The sequence below is a fragment of the Arthrobacter sp. FW305-BF8 genome, assembly GCF_021789315.1.
Lineage (GTDB): Bacteria > Actinomycetota > Actinomycetes > Actinomycetales > Micrococcaceae > Arthrobacter.
Genome location: NZ_CP084561.1, coordinates 709,644 through 734,600 on the forward strand (window position 1 = coordinate 709,644; position 24,957 = coordinate 734,600).

The following is a 24,957-nucleotide window of genomic DNA, read 5'->3' on the forward strand; positions in this document are numbered from 1 at the left end:
AGCGCTCTCCACTGACGAAACCCCCGCCCGATCTGAACTGGTCAGATCCGGCGGGGGTTTCCTGCGGTGCAGCTCTTGCTTTCGCAGTGCTACTTTTCCCAGGGCGCCTTGATGGGGTAGTACCTCTCCAGGAACTCCGTGACAAGGTCCGCACGTTCGTCGGCCGGCACCTCCGGAAAACTGCCGTCATTGAGGCAGAAGAAGTCCATGTTGCGCTTGGTCAGCAGCTTGGGCAGGTAATTCAGTCCCGACCGGAGCGTGGTGTCCACGTACCGCACCTTGGCCGCCGTCTGGGTCACGGCCCGGCCGGTCAGCAGCGCGTAGTAGTGGTAGAAGGAATTCGTCACGGAGATATTGTCCGCGGCCCGGAAGGTGCTGGCGGCGGTGTTCGCGAACTCCGCCGGGAACTCCTGCTCCATCTGGGCCACGAGGCTCCGACGCATCGGCGCTGCCGAGTGCTCCAGGTGGCGGGTGGTGATCCGGCCGAAGCGGTTCCAGAGCAGCTTCCGGTTGACCCGGGCCGCATTCTCGAAGCCGCTGCGTTCGGCGTCGTTTTCGCCGAGGCCGATGCGGGTCTCAGCCTCGATGAACTTGGTGATCCCGCCCGGAGTGAAGAACATGTCAGGGCCCACCGGCCGCCCGAAGAACATGTCGTCGTTGGAGTAGAGGAAATGCTCGGAGAGGCCCTCGATGTGGTGCAGCTGGCACTCCACGGCCTGCGAGTTGTGGGTGGGCAGCACCGACGGGTCAGCGAAGAACTCCTCGCTCCGGACGATGGTCACGGACGGGTGGTCGTTCAGCCATTCCGGCGCGGGGGAGTCCGTGGCGATGAAAATGCGGCGGACCCACGGTGCAAACATGTACACCGACCGGAGCGCGTATTTGAGCTCATTGATCTGCCGGTAGCGTGCCTCGTGGTCGTCGCCCTCGCCCAAGACGGCGCCCGCCATCCGGGCCCGCCGGGCGGCGATGTATTCCGGCGAGGTGCCGTCCACCCAGGAGAAGACCATGTCGATGTCGAAGCTGATGTCGCTCGCGTGGTCAGCGAACATGTTCTCGATGGTGGGCCAGGTGTGGCCGTAGCGCTCAACCGTTCCGCGGACGGCTTCGTGGGCCATCATGGTGCGCCGGGTGAGCGAGTTCTCGATCGGCAGGATCACTTCGTTGCCCAGGAAGCTCCAGAGTTCTACCTGGACGCCGGCGGATGCACCGAATTCGAAGCCGCCCTCGGGCTCCACCCGCGGGCGGTACAGCCGGAAGATGCGAGCCTGGCGGTTGACGGAGAGCTCGCCGTCGGCGACAAGGACTGACGTTTTCTTCTTCGCATCCACGGTCATGGAGTAGAACGGTTCGTGCCGGCACGCCTCAACGAGCGCGGACCGCAGCTTCTTCCGGTCCTTCCAGTCAAGGGCGACCACAGGACGGTCGTTGTTGCCACGGACCAGCAGGTAATCCAGCCCGGCCCCGTCCAGCACATTCCGAAGGAAGAGCAGGTCCTCCACCATGGCCTGGTATGGCGTCCGGGTGTCGTTGATCAGCGCATACCGGCCTGATCGGCGGACGACGTCGGGGCGGTGTTTGAGGCGCGCCACAGCCGCCGGCGACGTTGCTTCCGCGAGTGCGGGTACGTCGTCCTCGGCTGCCTGACCGCCGTAATAGATGTCGTCCTGAACCGTTACGTCCGTGATGGCGTTTCTCCCATGCTGCTAGGGGTGGTGAAGTCTTACTTGCATGATAGTCCTGCCGGGAAACATGCCGGGCAGGCGGCCGGGGCCTGCCCCCGGGCCCTGGCCCGGTGTGCTGGGCCGCGGCAGCGGGCCTAGCCGAGGAGCGCCTGCCGCCAGCTGGACAGGAACGCGGCCCCGGCGTCGTCGTGGATGACCGTTTCCTGCAGGCCCAGGTCGGCGGCCGTGAGGACGTCGTACGGCTTGGCCGGGACGCCGTCCGCAGGCCTGACGTCGACGTGCTTCACGGCGTGGTCGTTGTGGTGCAGCCAGTCGGCCATGGCGTAGTCCGTGCGGGAATCGCCGACCGTCCGCCATGCCTGCGGCGTAATGCCCTGGGCTGCCAGCAGCTCCACGGCGCGGCTCGCGCCGAGGTCCTTGCCCAGCCGCACCGATTCAATGTCCGTGGAGATGATGGTGGGGTCCACCCGGTAGTCGATCTCGTCGTCGGAGTTGGGTGCATGGTGGTCCAGCCGCACGACTCCCAGGCCGTGGCGTTCCATCAGCTCCATCGCCTCGGCATCAAACAGCTTCTGCTCGGCGAGGTATTCGCTGCTGGGCACCTCAATGTGCTGCTCCACCGACACCATGGCGCGCTTGGTTTCGTCGAAGAACATGTGGGCCGAGTAGTCCTCAGCCACCATGCGCCGGACATCGTCGCCGTAGGCTGCCGGCACGGCGAGCTCGTGGTCCACGTGGATGGGTCCGGGGCCGGCCGAGGTGTAGCTGAACCACACAGCGCCTTTTTCGCAGATGGCGTGGATCAGCGTTCCGCCCGGCATTCCGGCAGCGATCATGGGCTCCATGACCTGCTCGCGGATGAAGGCGTCCGAGCGGCCGGTGTTGAAGATGACCGGCACTCCGGCGTTCGCGAGAGCGACCAAATCGGCAATGATTTCCGGTTTCACATCCCTGGTCACCGGGCTGGCAACCGGGCCGTCAACGTCCAGGAGCAGGGCCACGGCGGGTGTCGACGGCGTGTGGGCGCCGAATCCCGGGGCGGCATTCGCGGTAGGTGCAGTCATGGCTCCATTCTGTCAGCCGACACCGGCCGATCCGCCCGGACCGGGGCAGGCGGACAGCATGTGACAGATAGTTACTGTTTGGCCACAACCTCCGGCGGCGCGCTGGTCCCACATTCCCTTGAACCGGCCAGTTGCTTAAGCTTGCAGGGTGATATTCAAAGCTGTGGGCGAGGGACGCCCTTACCCCGACCATGGTTTCAGTACCCCCAAAGACTGGGCGGCTCTTCCGCCCCGTCCCGTGCGGCTGGATGAACTTGTGACCACCAAGCGGACCCTGGATCTTGAAGCGCTCCTTGCCGAGGACTCGACTTTCTTTGGGGACCTGTTTCCCCACGTGGTGCAGTACCAGGGCACCCTCTACCTGGAGGACGGCCTGCACCGGGCGGTAAGGACTGCACTCCACCAGCGCACCGCCATACATGCAAGGGTGCTTGTGATCGATGGCTAGAAAACCCAAAGACGTGACCGTCCTCCACGGTCACCGCGTGATTAGTGGCCCAGAGCTCAGGGCCACGTTCGTCGAGGACGACGAGAACGCGGAGAACCCCGGCCGCCTTCGCCGCCGGATCCTGCACGGTGTGGTGCTCGTGCTGCTGCTTGGCCTTATTGTCGCGGGGATCATGGGGGCAATGGGGGTGATGAGCGGGCAGATCAAGTTTCCGTCCGCTATCCAGGCCCAGGAGAACTCCTCCGTCTGCCCGGCAACAACGTTCGACTACACACCGCCCGCGAAGGTGAAGGTGAACGTCCTCAACGCCACGAGCCGCAACGGCCTGGCCAAGGCGGCAGCCAATGAGTTCAAGGCGAGGAAGTTTGTTCTCGGCAATGTGGCCAACACGGAAACCGGCTACCGCGGCGTGGCGGCCATCGTCTCAGGTGCTGCCGGACAGGCGGCGGCCTTTACCGTGCAGCGGAATCTGCCGGGCTCGGACTACTTCCAGGACGGCCGCAAGGACGCCACCGTGGACGTGATCCTGACTGGCGACTACCGCGGCCTGGTCAAACCGCAGCTTGTTGACCAGACGCCGGGCCAGCTCAGCTGCCCGCGGGAAAGCCGTCGCGTCGCCGACGATTCGCAGTGGCCAGTCATGCCGACCCAGGGCGCCAAGCCCTGAGCCTTCAGCCGCCTGAACCTTTGCCGGCTGTTCCTTAGCCGGCCGCAGCGGTGGGCGGCTGCAGGCGCAAGGGGCGGCCGCCGTCGTCGAACCTGGCCCCGGCGCCCAACTGGATGAAGCGGACGGTCCGGGAAATCCTTTCCTCCAGGTCCCCGGAGGCGTCGCCGCCCCGGGCGGCGCTGGAGGAGAGCGTGCCGTGGATCAGCTGCGCCTGCTGGAGGGGATCGGCCACCGGGAAGTAGCCCTGGTCCATGCCGTCGCGAAGAATGTCCTGCAGCATGTCACTGAGCCCGCCCACGTGGTCGGCCAGCTTGGCGAACGACGCCGGCGAGAGGACGGCGCCCATGGCCGGACCCGGCGGCAGATGCCGGCGGCTGAGATCCTCCACCTGGGCCCGCACGTACAGGGCCAGCCGGTCCACCGGATTGTCCAGCCGGGCGAGCGACTCCCGCAGCCCGGTCATGAACCGTTCCGTTTCCACGAGTGCGTAGGCAATCAGGAGCTCTTCGATGTCGGCGTAGTAGTTGTAGACAGCCGTGCGGCCGATCCCTGCGTGCCGGGCGACGTCGGTCATGGTGAGCCCGGGCAGCCCGTGCGAGAAGAGGAGCTCACCGAAGGCGTTCAGGATGCGGCGCTGGGTCTCGGCGCGCTGCGCGGCGTTGCTGGGGGCCGAAATCCGGGGCATAGGGACACTTTACCGCCATCTGTCACCAAACCGTTCCGAGTTTTTGTCCAGCTAATGGCCGCTAAATACCCTTCAGGGGACGATATCTGTACAAAAACTCCGCTGTCCGGAGCTCCCGCGGGCCCGGGGAGCTCAGACCGGGCAGCCGTCCGGGCCGCAAGCCTCTGCGTTAGCCGACTCGGACCCTTCGTGGTTGGCGCCGGCGTTGTCGCCGACCATCACCAGCGGGTGCGACTCCTGCCAGGCCTGCTCGAGGGCCATGGTGAAGCTCGCCGCGGGCTGGGCTCCGGACAGTCCGTACTTGCGGTCGATCACGAAGAACGGCACGCCGCTGATGCCCAGGGCGCGGGCTTCGGCGAAGTCGCGGCGGACGTCGTCGGCGTACTTGTCGGTGCTGAACAGCTCGGCCACTTCGCCGGCGTCGAGCCCAAGGTCCGCGCCCACCGACGCGAGATAGTCGGGGCTGCCGATGTCCTTGCCGTGCTCGAAGTGGTCGCTGAGCAGCCGCTCCTTGGCCACGTCCTGCTTGCCGTTCGCGGCGGCCAGGTGGATGAGCCGGTGGGCCGTGAAGCTGTTGGCAACGACGACGGCGTCGAACCGGTAGTTGAGTCCCTCGCCTTTGGCCTGGGCTGCCACATGGTCGAACATCTGCGTGACCTGGTCCGGGGCCATGCCCTTGCGCTTGCTGAGGTAGTCCAGCTCCGTGCCGTCATAGTGCTCGGGCACGCCGGGGTCCAGCTGGTAGCTGCGCCACTGCACCTCCACCTGGTCGCGGTGCGGGAACTCGGCGAGGGCGGCCTCGAACCGGCGCTTGCCGATGTAGCACCAGGGGCAGGCAATGTCTGACCAGATCTCAATCTTCATGCCTGCGACAACCGGCATGCCTCGCCGTGCATTCCTGCAGGGACAGTTGCTTTGGTCACGCTGGCTGCCGCTCGTGGTCGGGGAGTCCGGCGTCGCGCAGGCCTTGTTTGACGGCGGGCCCGGCCATATTGTTTGGACTAACTCCCGGCGGTCAGGCCGTACCTTCGTGGGAGGCAAAAGTGCGCATTGGACTCATATCGGCACCGTGGATCCCGGTGCCGCCGCCCGGTTACGGGGGCAGCGAGCGGGTGGTGGACAGCCTTGCACGCGGGTTCGCCGCAGCCGGGCATGAGGTGCTGCTTGCCGCCCCTTCCGACAGCACCTGCCCGGTTCCCCTGGCCCCGCGGATGCGCCCCTCGGAACCGGCGGACTTGGGACTCGCGTTGTCCGAGCTGAGCCACATCATCAGGGCCTACGACGGCATGACAGGCATGGACATCATCCACGACCACACGATGAGCGGACCGCTGTACGCCGGCCGTCCGGCCGGAGTCCCGGTGGTCACCACCATCCATATCCGCCTGGCACCGCAGGCTGTGGACCTATACACCGCGATCGGAAAGACCACCGGCATTATTGCCATCTCCCGTGACCAGGTGAGCCGCTCGCCGGAGGTCACCGTGACGAAGGTGATCCACCATGGCATGGACGTGGCGTCCGTTCCGGTGGGCCAGGGGGACGGCGGCTATCTGTGTTTCATCGGACGGCTGTCCCCGGACAAGGGCATCCTCGAAGCAATCCAGACCGCACGAGCGGCGGGAATCCCCCTGCGCATCAGCGCCCGGATCCAGGGAGCCGAGGAGCAGGGCTATTTCGACGACGTGGTCAGGCCGGCACTGGGCCCCGATATGGAGTTCATGGGGCCGCTGTCCGACGCCGAGAAATACGAACTGGTCGGTGGTGCGCTCGCGTTCCTCAACCCGATCCAGTGGCCTGAGCCGTTCGGCCTCGTGATGATTGAGGCGCTCGCCACCGGAACCCCCGTGGTCGGGACCCCTGCCGGTGCTGCTCCGGAAATCGTGGAGCACGGCGTCACGGGTTATCTGGGCAGCACCGGCCAGCTTGCTGGGTTCGCCGCCGAGGCCGCGGGGCTCAGCAGGGAAGCCTGCCGCGCCGCCGTCGAGCAGCGCTTCAGCTCCGCCCGCATGGTGGCCGACCATCTGGCGCTCTACGAACAGATCCTCGGCGGAAACATTCCGGAACAGACGGCGCGGCCTAACAGGTAGGCCGCGCGTGCCTGAGGCGGAGTTTCTGTGCAGATACTGGCCTCAAAAGGCTGTTGAGAGCACGATATCTGCACAAAAACTCCAACGCAGTGGGGTCAGGCCTTGCTGCTGAAGGCGGCGTCGAAGCTGGTCTGCGACGCCGGGAAGTCGAACTTCTTCAGCGCCGCGAGGGCTTCGGGGGCGCCGTGGAGGCGGTCCATGCCGGCGTCTTCCCACTCAATGGAGATGGGGCCGGTGTAGCCGATCGCGGTGAGGGCCCGGAAGGAGGATTCCCAGGGGACGTCGCCGCGTCCTGCGGAGACGAAGTCCCAGCCGCGGCGGGGGTCGCCCCAAGGCAGGTGCGAGCCCATCACGGTGTTCCGGCCGGTGGGGCGGAGCTTGGTGTCCTTGCAGTCGACGTGATAGATCCGGTCCTTGAAGTCCCAGATGAAGGAGACGGGGTCGATGCCCTGCCACATGAAGTGCGAGGGGTCCCAGTTCAGGCCGAACGCTTCGCGGTGCCCGATCGCTTCGAGGGTGCGGACGGTGGTCCAGTAGTCGTAGGCGATCTCGGAGGGGTGGACCTCGTGGGCGAAGCGGACGCCGCATTCGTCGAAGACGTCCAGGATGGGGTTCCAGCGGTCGGCGAAGTCCTGGTAGCCGGCGTCGATGACCTTTTCGGGGACGGGCGGGAACATGGCCACGTATTGCCAGATGGAGGAGCCGGTGAAGCCGACGACGGTGTCCACGCCGAGGGCCTTGGCGAGGCGGGCGGTGTGTTTCATTTCCTCGGCGGCGCGCTGCCGGACGCCTTCGGGGTCACCGTCGCCCCAGACCTTGGACCCGACGATCGCTTCGTGCCGGAAGTCGATCGGGTCATCGCACACGGCCTGGCCCTTGAGGTGGTTGGAGATCGCCCAGACCTGCAAGTTGTACTTCTCCAGGACGGCGAGTTTGGATTCGACGTAGCCGGGTTCGTCCCAGCGCCAGGCGTCCAGGTGGTCGCCGGAGACCGCGATTTCCAGGCCGTCGTAGCCCCAGCCGGACGCGAGCTTGGCGACTTCCTCGAAGGGCAGGTCGGCCCACTGGCCGGTGAACAGGGTGTACGGGCGGGGCATGGTCAGGCTCCTTCAGTGGCGGGGACGGTGACTGGTGCGGTGAGCTGGATGATGGAGGATTTGGACTTGGCGGATTCTTCGACGGCGGCCAGCACCCGTTGCACGGCAAGGCCCTCTTCGAACGACGGCGAGGGCGCCTCGCCGGTGCTGATGGCAGTGAGGAAGTCGCGGATCTGGTGCGTGAACGTGTGTTCCCACCCGATGATGTGGCCCTGCGGCCACCACGCTTCAAGGTAGGGGTGTTCGGGTTCATTGACTAGAATCCGCCGGAATCCCTGCTCGCGGGCCGGGACGGTGGCGTCCAGGAAACCGAGTTCGTTCAGGTTCTCCAGGTCGAAGAGCAGGGAGCCCTTGTCTCCGTAGATCTCCAGTTTGAGCGAGTTTTTCTGGCCGGTGGCCATGCGGGAGACCTCCACCGAGGCGATGGTCCCGGAGTCCAGGGTCAGCGTCGCCCAGGCGGCGTCGTCGACCGTCACGTCCTCCAGCCCGCCTGCGGGACCACTAGTGCCGGGGCGGCTGCCTACGAAGGTGTGCAGCCGGCCCGTGACTTCGGTGACGGTTCCGCCAAGGAGGGACAGAACCTGATCGATGGCGTGCGAGGCGATGTCTCCCAGCGCTCCGGACCCGGCGGTTTCCTTGCGCAGCCGCCACGACATGGGCGATTCGGGGTCGGAAAGCCAGTCCTGCAAATATGCCGCACGGACGTGCCGCACGGTCCCGAGCCGGCCCTCGGCGATCAGCTCCTTCGCCAGGGCCAAGGCGGGCACGCGGCGGTAGTTGAACCCGATCATGGACTGCAGGCCGCGTGCCCGGGCCGCCGAGGCCGCTGCGGTCATCGCCTCGGCCTCGGCGACGGTGTTGGCCAGCGGCTTTTCGACCAGGACGTGCTTGCCCGCTTCGAGGGCGGCGACAGCGATTTCGGCGTGCATCCACCCCGGGGCGCAGATGTCCACGATGTGAATATCGTCCCGAGCGATCACGGACCGCCAGTCGGTGGCGGACTCGGCCCAGCCATACTTTGCTGCCGCGGCGGCCACCTGGCCGGCGTCCCGGCCCACGAGCACTTTCTGCTCGAAGGCCGGGACATCGAAGTAGGACGCGACGTTCCGCCAGGCGTTTGAGTGGGCCTTGCCCATAAACGCGTAGCCGATCATCGCCACACCCAGTGTCCTGGTGTCCAGGTCGGCGCCGTCCTTGCTGTCTGCGGAGTTCATGGTGTGTTTCCTAGAGCGTGGATGCGGTGGGGTCCCAGTCCTCGGGGAGGGCCGGGGACTCGGACGCGGAGCTTTCGACGTCAACGAACGTGCCGGATTCCATGGATTCGGTGATCGAGACCATGGTGTCCAGGACGTGGTACGCGAGGTAGCCGGTTGCGCGGTGCGGGACGCCGGCCCGGAGGGAGCGGGCCATGTCCAGCACACCCATGCCGCGGCCGTTGGACGGACCGGTGGCGGGGATGACCGTCCAGTCCTCATCGCCCGCGCGCCAGAGCCGCACGTCGCCGTCGAAATAGTTGGGGTCGGGGAGCGAGATGGTGGCCTCGGTGCCGGTGATCTCCACGAAGCCCATCCGCTGCCGGGGTGACTCGAAGGAAAAGACGCTGTGCGAGGACTGGCCACCCTCGAACTGGGCCATGGCAGAGACATGGGTGGGGACTTCCACCGTGAACTCTTCGCCGAGCTTGGGGCCGGAACCGATGACGCGGACTTCCTTGGCCTTGGACCCGACGGCCGCCACCTTGCGGACCGACCCGAAGGTCTGGACCAGGGCCGTGAGGTAGTACGGGCCCATGTCGAACAGTGGTCCGGCTCCGTACTGGAAGAGGAATGCCGGGTTCGGATGCCAGGACTCGGGCCCGGGGGTCTGGAACGTGGTCATGGCGGTGAGTGGCGTCCCGATGTCGCCGCGTTCGATCAGCCTGCGCGCGGTCTGAAGCCCCGCACCGAGGAACGTGTCCGGGGCCGTGCCGAGGCGGATTCCGGCGGCGTCGGCCGTCTTCAGAAGCCCGAGGCCCGATTCGCGGTCCAGCGAGAACGGCTTCTCGGTCCAGACGTGCTTTCCAGCGTTGACGGCGGCGGTGGCCACCTCGACGTGTGCGGCCGGAATGGTCAGGTTGACGATGATCTCGACGTCGGGATAGTTGAGTGCGGCGTCAACGCCGCCCCACTCGGGGACGCCGTACTCCTTGGCCCGTGCCTGGGCCGCGTCTTCGAACAGGTCCGCGATGACGTGCACCTTCAAATCGGGGAAGGCCGTCAGGTTGTCCAGGTATTGCTTGCTGATGTTGCCGGCGCCGATGACGCCGACGCCCACCGGCCCCCGGCGGGAAGACGGCGTGAACGCGCCGCTCATGCCTGGGCCCCTTCGGTGGACTTCGCGGAGGCGGGATTCAGGAAGGCCAGGGACTGGGTGATGCCGTCAAAGATGTCGCCGGAGTAGTCGTCGAACTCCACCACGCCCACTTCCAGGGACTTGGCTGCCCCGATGACATCCCACACCGGGATCTTGCCCTGCCCGGCCGGCTGCTGCGCCTTAGTATCGGTGTTGAGCGGGCCGTCCTTGATGTGGATGAACTTCACCCGGTGACCGAGTTTGGTCAGGATGTCCACCGGGTCCTGGCCGCCGACGGCCACCCAGTAGGTGTCCACCTCCAGGGCCAGTTCGGGGTCCAGCAGCCCTTCGAAGTACTCCAGGGCGGTCTGCCCCTCGATGGTGGAATCGAGCTCCCAGGCGTGGTTGTGGTAGCCGACGCGGATGCCGTACTCGGCGCCCTTCCTGGCGGCGGCGTTGAGCTTGGCGGCGGTGGACTGGATGTCCTCGGCCTTCTGCCAGTGCTCGGCCGTGATGTAGGGCTCGATGACCGTGCCGATCCCCAACTCCCTTGCAGCGGCGAAGATCTCGTCCTGGTTCTGGCTAAGCAGCGGCGCATGGCCGGACGGAGCCGTAAGGCCGTTCTCCTTCAGTGCGGCGCCGAGCTCCTTGGCGGTGGACACGAAGTTGTAAGGCTCAACCTGCGTGAAGCCGATTTCAGCGACCTTTCGGATGGTGCCCGGAAGATCCTCCTGGATGGCGTTGCGGAGGGTGTACAGCTGGAGCGAATACGACATTTGGTTTCCTCACCTCGTTGCTGACCGTCCGGGCATCCACCTTTGGCGCCCCTGCGGAGTAGGCCTTTTTTGAAGCTACGGTTACTTTTGCCGCAAGTCAATCAAAAGTTTCGAAAAGTTCGGGCATAAGTCCCTGACTTTGTGCTATTCCTTTAACCATGCAGACATCCCCCGCCGTGGAGCGGTCCTTCGGGGACACCGGGCTTTTTGCCCGCGCAGGCGACCTCTTCCAGTTGCTTCGCGACGGAAAGGCAAGGACGCGTTCTGAGCTCATTGCGGTCACGGGCCTGGCCCGCACCACGCTGGCGGCAAGGATCGACGCGCTGGCCGCGCTGGGTTACATAGGTCCGGCCGGTGAGGCAGCATCTTCGGGGGGCCGGCCGCCGTCGCGGTTTATTTTCAATGCCAGCAGGAAGGTGGTGCTCGCAGCAGACGTCGGTGCTTCCCATGCCTCGGTTGCCGTCACGGATCTGGACGGAGCCATTCTGGCCCGCAATTCAGGTCCACTGGACATTTCCAACGGTCCCGAGGACGTCCTTGCATGGGTACTGCGGAACTGCAGATCACTGCTGGAGAGCATCGGGCGGGCGGAGCGGGACGTCGCGGGCGTGGGACTGGGGCTGCCGGGGCCGGTGGAGCACCATACTGGCAAGCCCGTCAAGCCGCCCATCATGCCCGGATGGGACGGGTTCGACGTGGCCGGTTACATCCGCGGCGAGCTCGGATGCGAGGTCCTTGTGGATAACGACGTGAACATCATGGCCGTCGGCGAGCGTCACGCCTTCTGGCAGGACCACCAAAACCTGCTATTCGTTAAGGCCGCCACCGGCATCGGGGCGGGGATCATCAGCAGCGGCCAGCTCCAGCGGGGCGCGGAGGGTGCCTCTGGCGACCTGGGGCATATCCGCGTCCCCAGCGGCGAGGACGTCCTGTGCCGGTGCGGCAACCACGGCTGCCTTGAGGCGCTGGCCTCGGGACCTGCGCTGGCGGCAAAACTGCGTGCGCACGGGATCGACGCCGCCTCGGGTACCGCGGTGGTGGACCTTGCAGCGCTGGGGGACGTTCAGGCCATTCGCATGCTCCGCCAGGCGGGAAGGGACATGGGGGAGGTGTTGGCCATGTGCGTGAACCTCCTGAACCCGTCAGTGATTGTGGTTGGCGGCAGCCTCTCCCGGGCGGGCGACCAGCTCCTGGCCGGTATCCGCGAGACCGTGTACCGCCGGTCGCAGCCGCTCGCCACATCGAAGCTGCGCATCGAGCAATCCAAGGCGCCCGTGGATGCCGCCATCTGGGGTGCGAGCCGGATGGTCATTGACCACGTACTTTCGCCGGAGGCAGTCGAATCAGCCATCCGGGACGCCGCCCTCCAAAATGCCTAGCGTTTCAAGACAACGAGAAACAGAGGAACCATTTCGTGAGTGATCATCAGCCATCAGCCCGGCCGGCCACGCCCCTGAGAGTCGGCGTCGTCGGCATCGGCTGGGCCGGCCAGCAGCACATCGATGCCTACAAGAAGATCGACGGTGTGGAACTCGTCGCGGTCGCCGCGATGGAAGAGGACCTGCTGAGGAAGATCAAGGACGAGCACAGCGTCCCCCACACCTTTGCCCGCTGGGAGGACCTGATCGAACTCGACGGGCTCGACGCCGTCAGCGTGGCAGTACCGACCTTCCTGCACGCCCCGATTGCCATCGCCGCCCTGGAACGCGGGCTGCACGTCCTGAGCGAGAAGCCCCTCGCGCGCAACGGTGAGGAAGGGCTCCAGATGGTGGAGGCCGCACGGAAGGCCGGCCGCGTCCTGGACGTGGCCTTCAACCACCGCCGCCGAGGCGACATCCAGAAGCTGAAAGGCATCATCGACGACGGCGAACTCGGCCGGCCGTACTACGCCAAGGCTTCGTGGCTGCGCCGGCAGGGCATCCCGATGCTGGGCAGCTGGTTCACCAACCCCGCGCTGGCCGGCGGCGGCCCGCTGGCCGACATCGGCGTCCATGTCCTGGATTATGCCCTGCACCTGCTGGGCGAACCGCGGGTTCTCTCCGTCTCGGCGTCGACGCATTCCGAGCTGGGACCCCGCGGACTGGGCGGCAATGCCCGCTATACCGCCATGAAGTCCTCCCACAAGTTTGAGGTGGAGGACTTCGCCTCGGCGTTCATCCGGCTTGAAGGCGGCGGCACGCTGATTCTCGAAGTCGGCTGGGCCGCATACCGGGACGAGGAGGACCTGATGGACTTCACCGTTTACGGCACCGACGGCGGAGCGGAACTCCGCGCCGTCGGGGCATCCAACGTCCCCGTTGCGGATGTCCGGATCTTCAAGGAACAGGACGGCGAGAACGCCGACTACGTGGTGGTGGCGGAGCCGGGCCGCGCGCACCAGGCCGTGGTGGAGGACTTTGTGGACGCCGTCCGCGGCGGCGAGACCGTGTGGGGAGCCCACGACGGCTCACTCGCCCTGACCCGTGCCCTTGTCCTCGATGCCTGCTACCGGTCCGCCCTCGAACAGCGCGAAGTGAGGCTCTGACATGACCGAAAAACTCAACATCCTGGTCTGGAACGAAGGCGTCCACGAGGCGAACAACCAGCCGGAAACCATGGCCGAGATGTACCCCAACGGCATGCACGGCGCCATCGCGGACGGGCTCAGGGGCTTTTACCCGGATTCCGGCATCACCACCGCCACGCTCGCCGACCCGGAGCACGGGCTCTCCGAGGAGACTCTCGCCGCCACGGACGTGCTCCTGTGGTGGGGACACGTTGCCCACGGCGACGTCAGCGACGAGGTGGTGGAGCGGGTGCAGCGGCACGTCCTGGGCGGCATGGGGCTGATCGTGCTCCACTCGGGGCACTTCGCGAAGATCTTCACCAGGCTGCTCGGCACCACGTGCTCGCTGAAGTGGCGGAACGAGGGCGAACGGGAGCTCGTGTGGACCGTGAAGCCGTCGCATCCGATTGCCGCCGGCGTGGAAAGCCCCATCGTGATCCCGAAGCAGGAGATGTACGGCGAACTCTTCGACATTCCCGAGCCGGACGACCTCATCTTCATCAGCTCGTTCGAAGGCGGCGAGGTGTTCCGCTCGGGCGTGACGTTCACGCGCGGGAAGGGCCGGATCTTCTACTTCAGCCCGGGGGACCAGGAGTACCCCGTGTACCACCAGCCGCAGATCCGGCAGGTGATCGCCAACGGCGTGGGCTGGGTGGCGCAGCCGGGCCGGTTCCGCGAAGCGCCGGGCGTCAGCAACGCTCCGCGGAACTGGTTCCTGAACACCGCCTGAGCGCGAGCGGGCACCTGTGGCCCCTGTCGAGCCGTGCTTTTGAGCCGATAGGGTCGCCGCGTGATAGCAATGAGGGTGATGAAACCCTTTGCCCGCTTCCAGCACCCTGACCTCCGCGCCCCATGAGGGACACCATCGGGACGAAGGTTCCCCGCAGCTGGATCCTGCTCGCGTGCATCGGCCTCATCGCGCTCAATATGCGGGGCCCTTTCGTGGCGGTGGCACCGGTGCTGGGGCCGATGCAGCAGGAGCTGGGGTTCTCGCCTGTTGAGCTGGGCCTGCTGACCGGCATCCCCGTGCTCTGCTTCTCGCTAGCGGCGCCCCTTGCTTCATTCGCAGGCCGCCGGCTTGGTGCCGAGCTGGCCATCACCCTCACGCTTGCGGGCGTCCTGGCCGGAGTGGCGGTCCGTTCGGCCGGCGGCGGAGCGATGGTGATGGCGGGTACGGTCATCCTGGGCTTGGCCATCACCGTGGGGAACATTGCGGTACCGCTGATCATTCGGCGGGATTTCTCGCCGCGGCGCCAGGGGACCGCCATGGGCATCTATACGGCTGCCCTGAACATCGGCTCGTTTACCACTTCCGTGGTTACGGCGCCCTTGGCCGAACTGGCCGGCTGGCGGGCCGCCATCGCTGGCTCTGCGGCCTTCGCCATCGCGGCCGTCAGCGTCTGGATTTTCGCGACAGGCCGCGGGGCCTTCCACCCTGCGGCCGACGACGGTACGGGCGGCCCGCCGCCAGCCGGCCGACCGGCATCGCGGTGGATAACGGTGGGACTGACTGTCGGTTTCGCCGGGCAGGCCATCTCCTACTACGGTGTGACCGCCTGGCTGCCCACGCTGCTTGCGGACGAACTCGGCATGACACCGGCCGCCGCAGGAGCAGGCTCCTCCCTGTTCCAGATCATGGCCATCGCGGGCGGCCTGGGAGTGCCGCTTGCGGCCCGGTTCATGAGTACGACGGCGGTTGCGGTCACCTTGGGTGCCATGTGGCTGACCGTTCCGCTGGGGCTGCTGTTCGTTCCCCAGCTGTGGTGGCTGTGGTCCTCGCTCGGGGGAGTGGCACAGGGCGGGGGCATCACCCTCATCTTCATCGCCATCATCAAGCTCGCCCGCGACCAGGCGTCCGCAGGCCGGATGTCGGCGATCGTCCAGGGCGTGGGCTACGGCGTCGCCGCCGCTGCGCCCACTGTTGTTGGCTACGTTCACGACGCCACACGGACCTGGTCCACCCCGCTGCTGGTGATCCTTGGTTCTGTGCTTGCGTTCGTCATTTCAACCACGCTGTCCGTACGGAAGGTGCCCCGCCAGCGCTAAGGCGGGGTCCCGCCGTCGTACTTTCCCTCAACCTCCAAGCGCGAACTGGCAGCTAACGCCCTCAAAACTTGGTTTTGGGGTCATTAGCTGCCGGTTCGCTCCGTGGGTGCTTCCGCTGCCGGGCCGCCTCCCCGGCCTTCGGGGGTGCCTGTTGCGAAGGGCATGGCGGCCCGGCGGGCGGAAATCTGTGCCCTGTTGTGCCGGTGGGGACTACGCGGCGACGAGCTCGTCCTCAATGGCCTCGGCCGTGTCGTCGATGCCCTCGCGCGCCTCGTGCAGGTACCGGGCATAGGCGGGAACCGTGAGAAAGCTGGGGAACTTTTCGCTCAGCGTGACCTCCTCGAAGATGTCGCGGGCATCGGTAAAGCGGTCGCCGTCGAAGCGCTCCAGCCGGGCGAACTCCTCGTCCAGCATCTCCTCCACCCATTCCCGGCTGATGATCTCGCCGTGGTCCGTGATGGCGCGGGAGTAAATCCACTGCCACAGCTGCGAGCGGGAGATCTCCGCGGTGGCGGCGTCCTCCATCAGGTTGTGGATGGCGACCGCACCGTTTCCGCGCAACCAGGACTCGATGTAGCGGATGCCTACCTCGATGTTGTTCCGGATGCCCTGCTCGGTGATGGTGCCCTGCGTCGCAGCCACGTTGATCAGGGCACGGTCGTCCGGGGTGACGTCTTCGCGCAGGCGGTCCAACTGGTTCGGACGGCCGCCGAGAACCCCGTCGAACACCTCGCGGCACACGGGAACCAGGTCGGGGTGCGCCACCCAAGAGCCGTCGAAGCCGTCGGCTGCCTCACGGGTCTTGTCCGCGCGGACCTTCTCGAAGGCGTTGGCGTTGGCGGCCTCATCCTTGCGGTTGGGAACGGCGGCGGCCATGCCCCCAATAGCCATGGCGCCGCGCTTGTGGCACGCGCGCACCAGCTGTTCGGTGTAGGCCCGCATGAACGGGGCGGTCATGGTCACCTGGCCGCGGTCCGGCAGGACGAAGCGCGGGCCGCGGGTGCGGAAGTTCTTGATCAGGGAGAAGATGTAGTCCCAGCGGCCGGCATTCAGCCCCGCGGCGTGGTCCCGCAGCTCGTACAGGATCTCCTCCATTTCGAACGCGGCGGTGATGGTTTCGATCAGCACCGTGGCGCGGATGGTGCCCTGCGGAATGCCGAGCAGGTCCTGGGCGATGATGAAGATATCGTTCCAGAGCCGGGCCTCGAGGTGGTTTTCGATCTTGGGCAGGTAGAAGTACGGGCCCTTGCCCTGGGCCAGGAGGCGGCGGGCGTTGTGGAAGAAGAACAGGCCGAAGTCCACGATGCCGCCGGCGATGGGTTCGCCGTTGATGAGCATGTGCTTTTCGGGCAGGTGCCAGCCGCGGGGCCGTACCACGATGGTGGGCAGGTCCTCGGCGGCCCTGAGCTTGTATTCCTTGCCCTCCGGCGACGTGAAGTCGATCCGGCGCTCCAGCGCGTCCGTGAGGTTCAGCTGGCCCTGGATGACGTTCCGCCACGACGGCGTGGAGGCGTCCTCCATGTCCGCCAGCCAGACCTTGGCACCGGAATTCAGGGCATTGATGGTCATCTTCTTGTCCACCGGGCCGGTGATCTCCACGCGCCGGTCCTCCAGACCGGGTGCCGGGGGAGCCACGCGCCAGTGCGGATCGTTCCGGACGGACTCGGTTTCCCGCAGGAAACGCGGATCCTGGCCCCGGGCGATGTCGTCACGCCGTGCCCGCCGGGCCCGGAGCAATTCCTCGCGCCGCCCGGCCGTGGCCCTGTGCAGCTTTGCAATGAAGGTCAGAGCGTCCGGCGTCAGCACCTCGCCCTGCCGGCAAATGGGCTGCGCCGTCAAAGTGATGCCGTTGATAGTGAAGTTGTCGGTGAAGCTGTTCATTTCTGTCTCCTTAAAGACGAATGGGAAGTTCGACGGCGGGACGAACCAAAGGTGAGCTGCTCACCAGGCCGAAGGTGCCGGATTGCGGCAGCCTGCGTAAAAGGGGCCCTGTGCCCGGGTCCGACCTCGCTCAGGGAGGTCGGACCCGGGCATGGGGAATAGCAGGCAGAGCAATGCCGGACCGAAGGCCGAAGGCGACGGCCGCCGTCGGGAAGTGATTAGTGGAACTGGCCCTCTTCGGTCGATCCGACCAAGGCGAGGGTGGATGCGTTCGGGTTGAGCGCAGTGGAGATGTCGTCGAAGTAGCCGGTGCCGACTTCGCGCTGGTGCTTGGTTGCGGTGTAGCCGCGGGACTCGGAGGCGAATTCCTTTTCCTGGAGTTCGACGTAGGCGCTCATGCCTTCGCGGGCGTAGCCGTGGGCGAGGTCGAACATCGAGTAGTTCAGGGCGTGGAATCCGGCCAGGGTGATGAACTGGAAGGTGAAGCCCATGGCGCCGAGTTCGCGCTGGAACTTGGCGATGGTGGCGTCGTCCAGGTGCTTGCGCCAGTTGAACGACGGCGAGCAGTTGTAGGAGAGCATCTGGTCCGGGAAGTCGGTCTTGACGGCTTCGGCGAACTTGCGGGCCAGCTCCAGGTCCGGGGTGCCGGTTTCCATCCAGATGAGGTCGGAGTACGGGGCGTAGGCCTTGGCGCGGGCGATGCAGGGTTCGATGCCGTTGCGGACCTTGTAGAAGCCCTCCGGCGTGCGGACGGGCTGTCCCCCTTCGCGGAGGATGAATTCCTGGTCGCGCTCGTCGACGTCGGAGGTGATCAGGGTGGCTGCCTCGGCGTCGGTGCGGGCGATGACAACGGACGGGGTGCCGGCGACGTCCGCGGCCAAGCGGGCGGCGTTCAGGGTCCGGACGTGCTGCTGGGTGGGGATCAGGACCTTGCCGCCGAGGTGGCCGCACTTCTTTTCCGAGGCGAGCTGGTCTTCCCAGTGAACGCCCGCGGCGCCGGCCTGGATCATGGACTTCATCAGCTCGTAGGCGTTGAGCGGGCCGCCGAAGCCGGCCTCGGCGTCGGCGACGATCGGGACCAGCCAGTCCTCGACGGTCTGGATGCCTTCGGAGAATTCGATCTGGTCTGCGCGGAGGAGGGCGTTGTTGATGCGCCGGACCACCGTGGGGACAGAGTTGGCCGGGTACAGGGACTGGTCCGGGTAGGTGTGGCCGGAGTTGTTGGCGTCAGCGGCGACCTGCCAGCCGGAAAGGTAGATGGCGCGCAGGCCTGCCTTGACCTGCTGCACGGCCTGGTTTCCGGTCAGGGCGCCCAGGGCGTTGGTGTACTTGCCTTCCTTGTGCTCCTCGGTGAGCTGCTTCCACAGTTTCTCCGAGCCGCGCTTTGCCAAGGTGTGCTCTTCGGAGACCCGGCCGCGGAGGCGGACGACATCCGTTGCCTTGTAGTCACGGGTCACACCTTCCCAGCGCGGGTTGGCAGCCCACTCGAGCTCCAGTGCGGCGGCCTGCTGTTCGGGCGTCTGCTGGGTGGGCTCAAATGCTGCAGTCATCTTTGTCTCCTTGTTAGCTCCCGGGCCATTCCGGGGTTCTTGGTTCCGGCCCGACCTTCGCTGCGCCTTTGCAGCTCCGGCCGGCTTTTCCGGTGGTGTTTCTTTCCGTGACACCTACTTTTCTGCACTTTCCAACACCTTTCTAGGGGAGAATGCTGGAAAGAAATGCACTTCTTCACGTATTCTTCAGAAATGTCGCCTTCAAGCTGGAACAGGGAAGTTTCACAGCCGTCGTCACCACAGCCCACGGCTGAAGTGGACGTTATCTCGCTCGGCCGCCGCGTCCGCCACCTGCGCAAGCAGGCGGGGCTGACGCTGGATGATCTGAGCGTGGCCGTCGGCACCGCACCCAGCCAGTTGAGCCTCATTGAGAATGGCAAGCGGGAACCCAAACTCGGCCTGCTGCAGCACCTGGCAACGGCGCTCAATGTCAGCATCGACCAGTTGCTCGGAGCCGAACCGCCCAGCCGCCGCGCAGGCCTGGAAATCGAGCTCGAACGCTACCAGCGGGGCCCGCTCTACGAGTCGCTGAACCTGCCCAAAATCCGCATCAGTTCGCGGTTGCCGATGGATGTCCTGGAGGCGCAGGTCGGCTTGCTGCACGAGCTCGAACGCAAGATGAACGAGCAGGTGGCGACGCCCGAGGAGGCCCGCCGCGCGAACGGCGAGCTGCGTGCAATGATGCGCGAGCGCGGCAACTATTTCCCGGAGTACGAGGCGGAGGCGCAGAAGGTCCTCAAGGGGGTCGGCTATACCACTGGTCCGCTCAGCCAGCACGTCATTGCCGACATCGCCGAGAACCTCGGTTTCAGCCTTCACCACGTGGGCGACCTGCCGCATTCCACGCGTTCGGTGACTGATTTGAAGAACCGCAAAATTTATCTGACGCAGAGCCAGCGGCAGGACCACGACCCCCGCTCTGTGCTGCTCCAGGCCCTGGGCCACTACGTCCTGGGCCATGAAACGCCCCGCAACTACGGCGATTTCCTCGCGCAGCGGGTGGCCACGAACTATTTCGCCGCAGCCCTCCTGCTGCCGGAGCAGGCCACCGTGGAATTTCTGCAAAAAGCCAAGGCGGCGAAGGAAATCGCGGTCGAGGACATCCGGGACGCCTTCGCCGTGTCCTACGAGACAGCAGCTCACCGTTTCACCAACCTGGCCACCAAGCACCTGGGCATCACCACGCATTTCCAGAAGACGCACCAGAGCGGGATCATCTACAAGGCCTACGAGAACGACGGCGTGAACTTCCCGCAGGACCATACGGGAGCGATCGAGGGGCAGCCGTCCTGCAAGGCCTGGACCTCCCGTGCCGTGTTCGATGTGCCGGACAAGTTCAGTGCCTACAGCCAGTACACGGACACGACGTCGGGCACGTACTGGTGCACCGCCCGCACGGACCGGTCGGCGAGCGGGCAGTTCTCGCTGAGCATCGGGGTCCCGTACCAGCACGTGAAGTGGTTCCGTGGACGGGAAACCACTGCCCGTGCAACGTCCAACTGCCCCGACCCCACCTGCTGCAAACGGCCGCCGGCCGCGCTGACATCGGAGTGGGCGGGCAATGCCTGGCCGTCCGCCCGGGCGCACTCCCACCTGCTCGCGGCGATGCCCCCGGGTGCCTTCCCCGGCGTGGACGAGACCGAGGTATACACGTTCCTTCAGGCTCACTCGGGGAGCTAGGCCCGGCGCTCTCGCCAAGTCATTGGCTTTCCCGGTGCGCTCATGCACTCTTGCGGGCGGACTGACGGCTGCTTCCGGTCGCGGGCGCGGTCACCCTGCCGGGGAAAAATCCTCGTTCAGAATCCCGTGATAAAGCACGTCATGCAATACCTGGTGACATTCCTCGGTGCCGGACCAGCGGCCCGTGTGCCTCAGAAAGTGCATGTATTCAAACAGGACGGCACAGAAAAAGGATGCATAATCGGGATCGCGCTCTTCGAGTAGCTCCACATGTTCAGCGATAAGTCCCGGATCCATTGAGGTCACCGCAGCCCCGCCCGAGAGCTCGGCGTAAAGCGGAAAGAACGCTTGCAGTTGGGCGAGGACGAAAAGAAGGTCTGGCAATACCCCGTGCTCCCGGTGCCAATCCACGAAAGCAAACAGGGAACCCAACTCCTGGTCACGTTGGGTCGAGGCAATGGAAACTGGTCTGGGGGCGGGGTTTCCGGCAGGGTGCCCGCTGCGTGGCTTCCGTTTTTTCTGCCGACGGCGGCGGGATTTGTTGGCCAAGATCGATCCTCACTGTAGTTACTGGAGAGGCTGAATGCCTTTCCAACAACGCTATGAGCGCGGACCCCAGGGCCTCAATGGCGGGCCGGCTGTATGTGGATAAACGGGCCGGTGGCCACCCCCAAACGGCGCCCGCCCGCCGTCGTCGTTTTTACAAGCCTGAGATCCGCGCGAAGGTGGGCGGACTATATTGGCCCTTGTCAGCCCACCAACCTGATTGCGGGAGCGTGCACCCATGGCCAAGGAACTTGCCACCCAGCTCATCGAACAACTGCAGGCTGCCGGCGTCCAGCGGATCTACGGAATCGTCGGTGACAGCCTCAACCCAATCGTGGACGCCGTCCGCCAGACCGGCGGCTCGCAGCAGGGCGGCATTGACTGGATCCATGTCCGGCACGAGGAAGCCGCAGCCTTCGCCGCCGCGGCCGAAGCCCAGCTGACAGGAAAGCTGGCCGTGTGTGCCGGCTCATGCGGCCCCGGCAACCTGCACCTGATCAACGGCCTGTACGACGCAAACCGCTCCGGCGCGCCCGTTCTGGCCATCGCCTCGCACATCCCCCGCAAGCAGATCGGCAGCGGTTTCTTCCAGGAAACCCACCCGGACCGGATCTTCAACGAATGCTCCGTCTATTCGGAGCTCATCAGCACGGCTGAGCAGGCGCCGCGGGTGATGCACAGCGCCATCCAGCACGCCGTCGCGTTGGGCGGTGTCGCCGTCGTCACCCTTCCGGGCGACATCGCCGGACTGGAGGCCACGGGCGAAACCCCGCTGCCCGCAAACTTCCGGCCCGCAACCCTGACTCCGGCGCCCGAAAGCGTCCGGGAGCTCGCCGACGCCATCAACGCGGCCGGCAAGGTTGCCATCTTCGCCGGTGTGGGCACGCAGGGAGCCCATGACGAGGTGATCGCGCTCGCGGAACTGATAAGTGCGCCGATCGGGCACACCCTGCGGGGCAAGGACTTTCTGCAGTACGACAACCCGTACGACATCGGCATGACCGGGCTGCTGGGCTATGGCGCCGCGGCGGAGGGGATCGAGGACGCGGACCTGCTGATCCTGCTGGGCACGGACTTCCCGTACGACCAGTTCCTGCCAGGAACCCGCACCGCGCAGATAGACCGTGCCGCCCAGAGGCTGGGCCGGCGGACCGACGTCGACATCGCCGTCCACGGCGACGTCCTGCCAACCCTCAACGCGCTGATGCCCCTGCTCGCACCGAAGAGGAGCCGCCGCTTCCTTAACCAGATGCTCAAGAAACACGACCGGCTTATGAACAAGGCCGTGGGCGCCTACACACGCAAGGTGGAAAAGAAGCAGCCGATCCACCCGGAGTACGCCGCCTCCCTGCTGGATCAGGTTGCGGCGGCAGACGCCGTTTTCACCGCCGACACCGGCATGTGCAACGTCTGGACCGCCCGCTATATCAACCCGCTCGGCACGCGCCGGCTGATCGGATCATACCTGCACGGCTCGATGGCCAACGCGCTGCCGCACGCGATCGGCGCGCAGGTGGCCTACCCCGGGCGCCAGGTCATTTCGGTGTCGGGCGACGGCGGGCTGTCCATGCTGCTCGGCGAGCTCATCACCGTTGCCGCCCACCGGCTGCCGGTCAACGTGGTGGTCTTCAATAACTCCACCCTGGGCATGGTCAAGCTCGAAATGCTGGTGGACGGCCTGCCCGACTTCGGCGTGGACGTGCCCGACGCCGACTACGCCGCCGTGGCCCGCGCCCTCGGCTTCCACGTGGTGCGCGTCACGGATCCAGCCCGGATTGAGGACGCCTACCGTGAGGCCTTCGCCCATCCGGGGCCGTCGCTGGTAGAGCTCATCACGGATCCGAAGGCACTGTCGATCCCGCCGAAAATCACCGGCTCGCAGGTCCTCGGGTTCGCCACCGCCATGTCCAAGGTGGTCCTGAACCGTGGCGCCGGCGAGGCCGTGAGCATGGCGCGCAGCAACCTCCGGAACATTCCGCGGCGGTAGTAGAAGGTACTTACGGCGGTTATCGTCTTTGGCGCTCGGCGGCGAGAAGCGCCGCCGTCCTTTCGATGAGCCCGTAGGGGATGGGCTTGCCGAGGGGGAACTTGAGCGTGCCCTTGGCGGACCGGAAGGGCGCGATCTCAGCCTGGAACGCGTTGTCACCGGACGGTAACGGGTAGACCGAAATATGGTGCGCCCAGCCTGCGAAGTACACGACATACTTGCCGCCCAGGGTGACCGTGGGGATGCCGTAGCTGATCATTTCGCCGGAACCCGGCACGGCAGCGCGGCATCTGCGCCGGACCTCCTGGAGGACATCCTGCACGTCGGCGGGAAACTGCGCGATGTAATCGTCGACGCTGTCGAAATGCTGGGCCATGCCGTGCTCCTTCACCATCGATCCTTCGCGCTCCGCCGGGATGCCTTGAGGATACGCCAGCGCCGGAATGAGAGCGCGTTGCCGAAAACGTTGCGGAAACTGAGAGTGCGTCGGCCGGGTGAGACCAAAGCGAGGGCAAACCGTGACCGGGAAGGCATCGTTACTGTCGGACCCCGCTGGTTGACTGATCACATACGGTGTTCTGCGGATGAGCCGAGGACTGCAATGAACAGGATTCGAATGGCCAGGATGATGGCGGCCACGGCCGCAGTGGCGCTTGCAACGGCGTGTTCTGCGCCGGTGCCGGAAATGCTAACGGCCGACGGCGTGGAGCGGGTTTCGGTGGACGGCGCGGCTTACGCCGCCGAACTCCGTGCTTTCCGGGACGCCGCCCTGGGGCTCGGCCAGGCACTGCTCGCAGACGGCGGCGACGGTTCAAGCGGGAACGTGGTGTCCTCGCCCGGAAGCCTGCTGGTTGCGCTCGCTATGCTCCGAGCCGGCGCATCCGGGGAAACAGCCGCCGAGCTGGACAGTGTTGTGGGGTTCCCTGTGGAGAAGCGCGATGAGGCGATGAACGCCCTGCTCGTGTCCCTGGCGACGTTCGACGGCGACCCCGGCGCCGTGGACGAGGACAACCCGCCGCGGCAGCCTGTCATGCATGCCGCAAACGGATTGTTCGTGGACAAGGACGTGCCAACCGGCGAGAGATTCCTCAGCACGCTGGCCGGGCACTACGGGACCGGCGTGTATCCGGTGGACTTCAGCAATGAGGGCGCCACCAGGCCCGCGATCGATGCCTGGGTGGACAGGAACACGGGCGGACGGATCAAGCAAGCGCCGGCGAAGTACGATCCCCGGATCACCTTCAGCCTGCTCAACGCCCTGTACTTCGCGGCGGCCTGGCAGGCCCCGTTTGACCCCGGCTCCACATCGGACTTGCCCTTCACCACGGGCGGCGGAGAGGAAATCGACGTCCCCGCGATGCACAACCTGCTGGAGATGAAGTACGCGGAAGGCATTGGCTGGCGGGCCGTGGACCTGCCGTATGCCGAGGGATTCGTGATGCGTCTGGTCCTGCCGCAAGCCATCGGCTCCGACGCCTCATTCGGAGCGCCCCAATTCATGGAGATCGCGGATGCCATGGACGCCGCGCCTCTGCAGACGGTGCAGATCCAGCTGCCCCGCTGGGACCACAAATGCAGCTTCGACCTACGCCAGGTCCTGGAAGCCGCCGGACTGCCGAAAACCTTGACCACCACTGAGGACTTCAACGCAGTCCAGCCGGGGATGACCATCACGCAAGCTGCGCAGGCCGCCAACGTCACGGTGGCCGAGAAGGGAACCGTGGCCGCCGCGGTCACCCAGATCAACGGCATGGTCACCGGCGCGCCACCCCAGCCCGAGCGCACCATCCATTTCGACCGGCCGTTCCACTACCAGATCGTGCACGTTGAAACCGGGCTGCCACTGTTCATGGGAACAGTGGCCGACCCCCGCTCCTGA

22 protein-coding genes are annotated in these 24,957 nt (G+C 66.0%); 10 read left to right on the forward strand and 12 right to left on the reverse strand.

Annotated elements, in window-relative coordinates; genetic code table 11:
- Positions 1-89: 89 nt before the first annotated feature.
- Both LFT45_RS03285 and LFT45_RS03290 read right to left on the reverse strand, forming a co-directional pair.
- Complete coding sequence (locus LFT45_RS03285; protein ID WP_236808928.1) at positions 90-1,661, reverse strand: stealth conserved region 3 domain-containing protein; 1,572 nt, start codon at positions 1,659-1,661, stop codon at positions 90-92.
- A gap of 158 nt (positions 1,662-1,819) precedes the next feature.
- Positions 1,820-2,749 carry a hypothetical protein gene (locus LFT45_RS03290; RefSeq protein ID WP_236806584.1) on the reverse strand — a complete coding sequence of 310 codons (930 nt, stop codon included), beginning with the start codon at positions 2,747-2,749 and terminating at the stop codon, positions 1,820-1,822.
- A gap of 148 nt (positions 2,750-2,897) precedes the next feature.
- Between LFT45_RS03290 and LFT45_RS03295 the strand changes: the two genes are divergently transcribed.
- Positions 2,898-3,197 (forward strand): type II toxin-antitoxin system VapB family antitoxin, encoded by a 300-nt coding sequence (locus LFT45_RS03295; protein WP_043417724.1) that lies wholly within the window; start codon positions 2,898-2,900, stop codon positions 3,195-3,197.
- Complete coding sequence (locus LFT45_RS03300) at positions 3,190-3,864, forward strand: LytR C-terminal domain-containing protein (protein ID WP_236806586.1); 675 nt, start codon at positions 3,190-3,192, stop codon at positions 3,862-3,864. Before LFT45_RS03295 ends, LFT45_RS03300 begins: the two co-directional genes overlap by 8 nt.
- A 34-nt stretch (positions 3,865-3,898) precedes the next feature.
- Here LFT45_RS03300 and LFT45_RS03305 read toward each other — a convergent pair whose 3' ends face one another.
- The gene (locus tag LFT45_RS03305; RefSeq protein WP_236806588.1) at positions 3,899-4,549 is read right to left on the reverse strand and encodes a TetR/AcrR family transcriptional regulator; all 651 of its coding nucleotides are present in this window, start codon (positions 4,547-4,549) and stop codon (positions 3,899-3,901) included.
- Positions 4,550-4,681: 132 nt separating this feature from the next.
- Complete coding sequence (locus LFT45_RS03310) at positions 4,682-5,413, reverse strand: DsbA family oxidoreductase (protein WP_236808930.1); 732 nt, start codon at positions 5,411-5,413, stop codon at positions 4,682-4,684.
- Positions 5,414-5,592: 179 nt separating this feature from the next.
- Here LFT45_RS03310 and LFT45_RS03315 point away from each other — a divergent pair, with 179 nt between their 5' ends.
- Positions 5,593-6,639, forward strand: a complete 1,047-nt coding sequence (locus tag LFT45_RS03315; RefSeq protein ID WP_236806589.1) for a glycosyltransferase family 4 protein — start codon at positions 5,593-5,595, stop codon at positions 6,637-6,639.
- 95 nt (positions 6,640-6,734) lie between these two features.
- Here the strand turns inward: LFT45_RS03315 and LFT45_RS03320 are convergent, their stop codons facing one another.
- Genes LFT45_RS03320 through LFT45_RS03335 form a run of 4 tightly spaced genes read right to left on the reverse strand, consistent with a single transcriptional unit; the run spans position 6,735 to position 10,843 of the window.
- Complete coding sequence (locus tag LFT45_RS03320; protein WP_236806591.1) at positions 6,735-7,736, reverse strand: sugar phosphate isomerase/epimerase family protein; 1,002 nt, start codon at positions 7,734-7,736, stop codon at positions 6,735-6,737.
- A 2-nt stretch (positions 7,737-7,738) separates the two neighbouring features.
- Positions 7,739-8,950, reverse strand: coding sequence for a Gfo/Idh/MocA family protein (locus LFT45_RS03325; RefSeq protein ID WP_236806592.1), 1,212 nt, complete (start codon positions 8,948-8,950; stop codon positions 7,739-7,741).
- A 10-nt stretch (positions 8,951-8,960) separates the two neighbouring features.
- The gene (locus LFT45_RS03330) at positions 8,961-10,088 is read right to left on the reverse strand and encodes a Gfo/Idh/MocA family protein (RefSeq protein ID WP_236806593.1); all 1,128 of its coding nucleotides are present in this window, start codon (positions 10,086-10,088) and stop codon (positions 8,961-8,963) included.
- On the reverse strand, positions 10,085-10,843 hold the full coding sequence (locus LFT45_RS03335) for a sugar phosphate isomerase/epimerase family protein (protein WP_236806595.1): 759 nt from the start codon (positions 10,841-10,843) through the stop codon (positions 10,085-10,087). Before LFT45_RS03335 ends, LFT45_RS03330 begins: the two co-directional genes overlap by 4 nt.
- A 158-nt stretch (positions 10,844-11,001) precedes the next feature.
- On the opposite strand from LFT45_RS03335, the gene LFT45_RS03340 reads away from it, so the two are divergent.
- From LFT45_RS03340 to LFT45_RS03355, 4 genes are all read left to right on the forward strand, one after another.
- On the forward strand, positions 11,002-12,222 hold the full coding sequence (locus LFT45_RS03340) for an ROK family protein (protein WP_236806596.1): 1,221 nt from the start codon (positions 11,002-11,004) through the stop codon (positions 12,220-12,222).
- Positions 12,223-12,257: 35 nt separating this feature from the next.
- Complete coding sequence (locus LFT45_RS03345) at positions 12,258-13,367, forward strand: Gfo/Idh/MocA family protein (protein WP_236806597.1); 1,110 nt, start codon at positions 12,258-12,260, stop codon at positions 13,365-13,367.
- A gap of 1 nt (position 13,368) precedes the next feature.
- Entirely contained in the window at positions 13,369-14,118 is a 750-nt protein-coding gene (locus tag LFT45_RS03350; protein WP_236806598.1) for a ThuA domain-containing protein, read from the forward strand.
- A gap of 122 nt (positions 14,119-14,240) precedes the next feature.
- Complete coding sequence (locus LFT45_RS03355; protein WP_236806599.1) at positions 14,241-15,434, forward strand: MFS transporter; 1,194 nt, start codon at positions 14,241-14,243, stop codon at positions 15,432-15,434.
- A gap of 210 nt (positions 15,435-15,644) precedes the next feature.
- Here LFT45_RS03355 and aceB read toward each other — a convergent pair whose 3' ends face one another.
- A complete protein-coding gene (gene aceB, locus LFT45_RS03360) occupies positions 15,645-17,315 on the reverse strand; it encodes a malate synthase A (RefSeq protein WP_236806602.1) in 1,671 nt (556 codons plus the stop codon).
- 218 nt (positions 17,316-17,533) lie between these two features.
- On the reverse strand, positions 17,534-18,865 hold the full coding sequence (gene aceA, locus LFT45_RS03365; protein ID WP_236806603.1) for an isocitrate lyase: 1,332 nt from the start codon (positions 18,863-18,865) through the stop codon (positions 17,534-17,536).
- A gap of 165 nt (positions 18,866-19,030) precedes the next feature.
- Here aceA and LFT45_RS03370 point away from each other — a divergent pair, with 165 nt between their 5' ends.
- On the forward strand, positions 19,031-20,545 hold the full coding sequence (locus LFT45_RS03370) for an XRE family transcriptional regulator (protein ID WP_236806606.1): 1,515 nt from the start codon (positions 19,031-19,033) through the stop codon (positions 20,543-20,545).
- 90 nt (positions 20,546-20,635) lie between these two features.
- Here LFT45_RS03370 and LFT45_RS03375 read toward each other — a convergent pair whose 3' ends face one another.
- A complete protein-coding gene (locus LFT45_RS03375) occupies positions 20,636-21,094 on the reverse strand; it encodes a hypothetical protein (RefSeq protein ID WP_236806613.1) in 459 nt (152 codons plus the stop codon).
- Between the two features lie 235 nt (positions 21,095-21,329).
- Between LFT45_RS03375 and LFT45_RS03380 the strand changes: the two genes are divergently transcribed.
- Entirely contained in the window at positions 21,330-23,078 is a 1,749-nt protein-coding gene (locus LFT45_RS03380; RefSeq protein ID WP_236806614.1) for a pyruvate dehydrogenase, read from the forward strand.
- 19 nt (positions 23,079-23,097) lie between these two features.
- Here the strand turns inward: LFT45_RS03380 and LFT45_RS03385 are convergent, their stop codons facing one another.
- The gene (locus tag LFT45_RS03385; RefSeq protein WP_236806616.1) at positions 23,098-23,454 is read right to left on the reverse strand and encodes an iron chaperone; all 357 of its coding nucleotides are present in this window, start codon (positions 23,452-23,454) and stop codon (positions 23,098-23,100) included.
- Positions 23,455-23,679: 225 nt separating this feature from the next.
- On the opposite strand from LFT45_RS03385, the gene LFT45_RS03390 reads away from it, so the two are divergent.
- On the forward strand, positions 23,680-24,957 hold the full coding sequence (locus LFT45_RS03390; RefSeq protein ID WP_236806618.1) for a serpin family protein: 1,278 nt from the start codon (positions 23,680-23,682) through the stop codon (positions 24,955-24,957).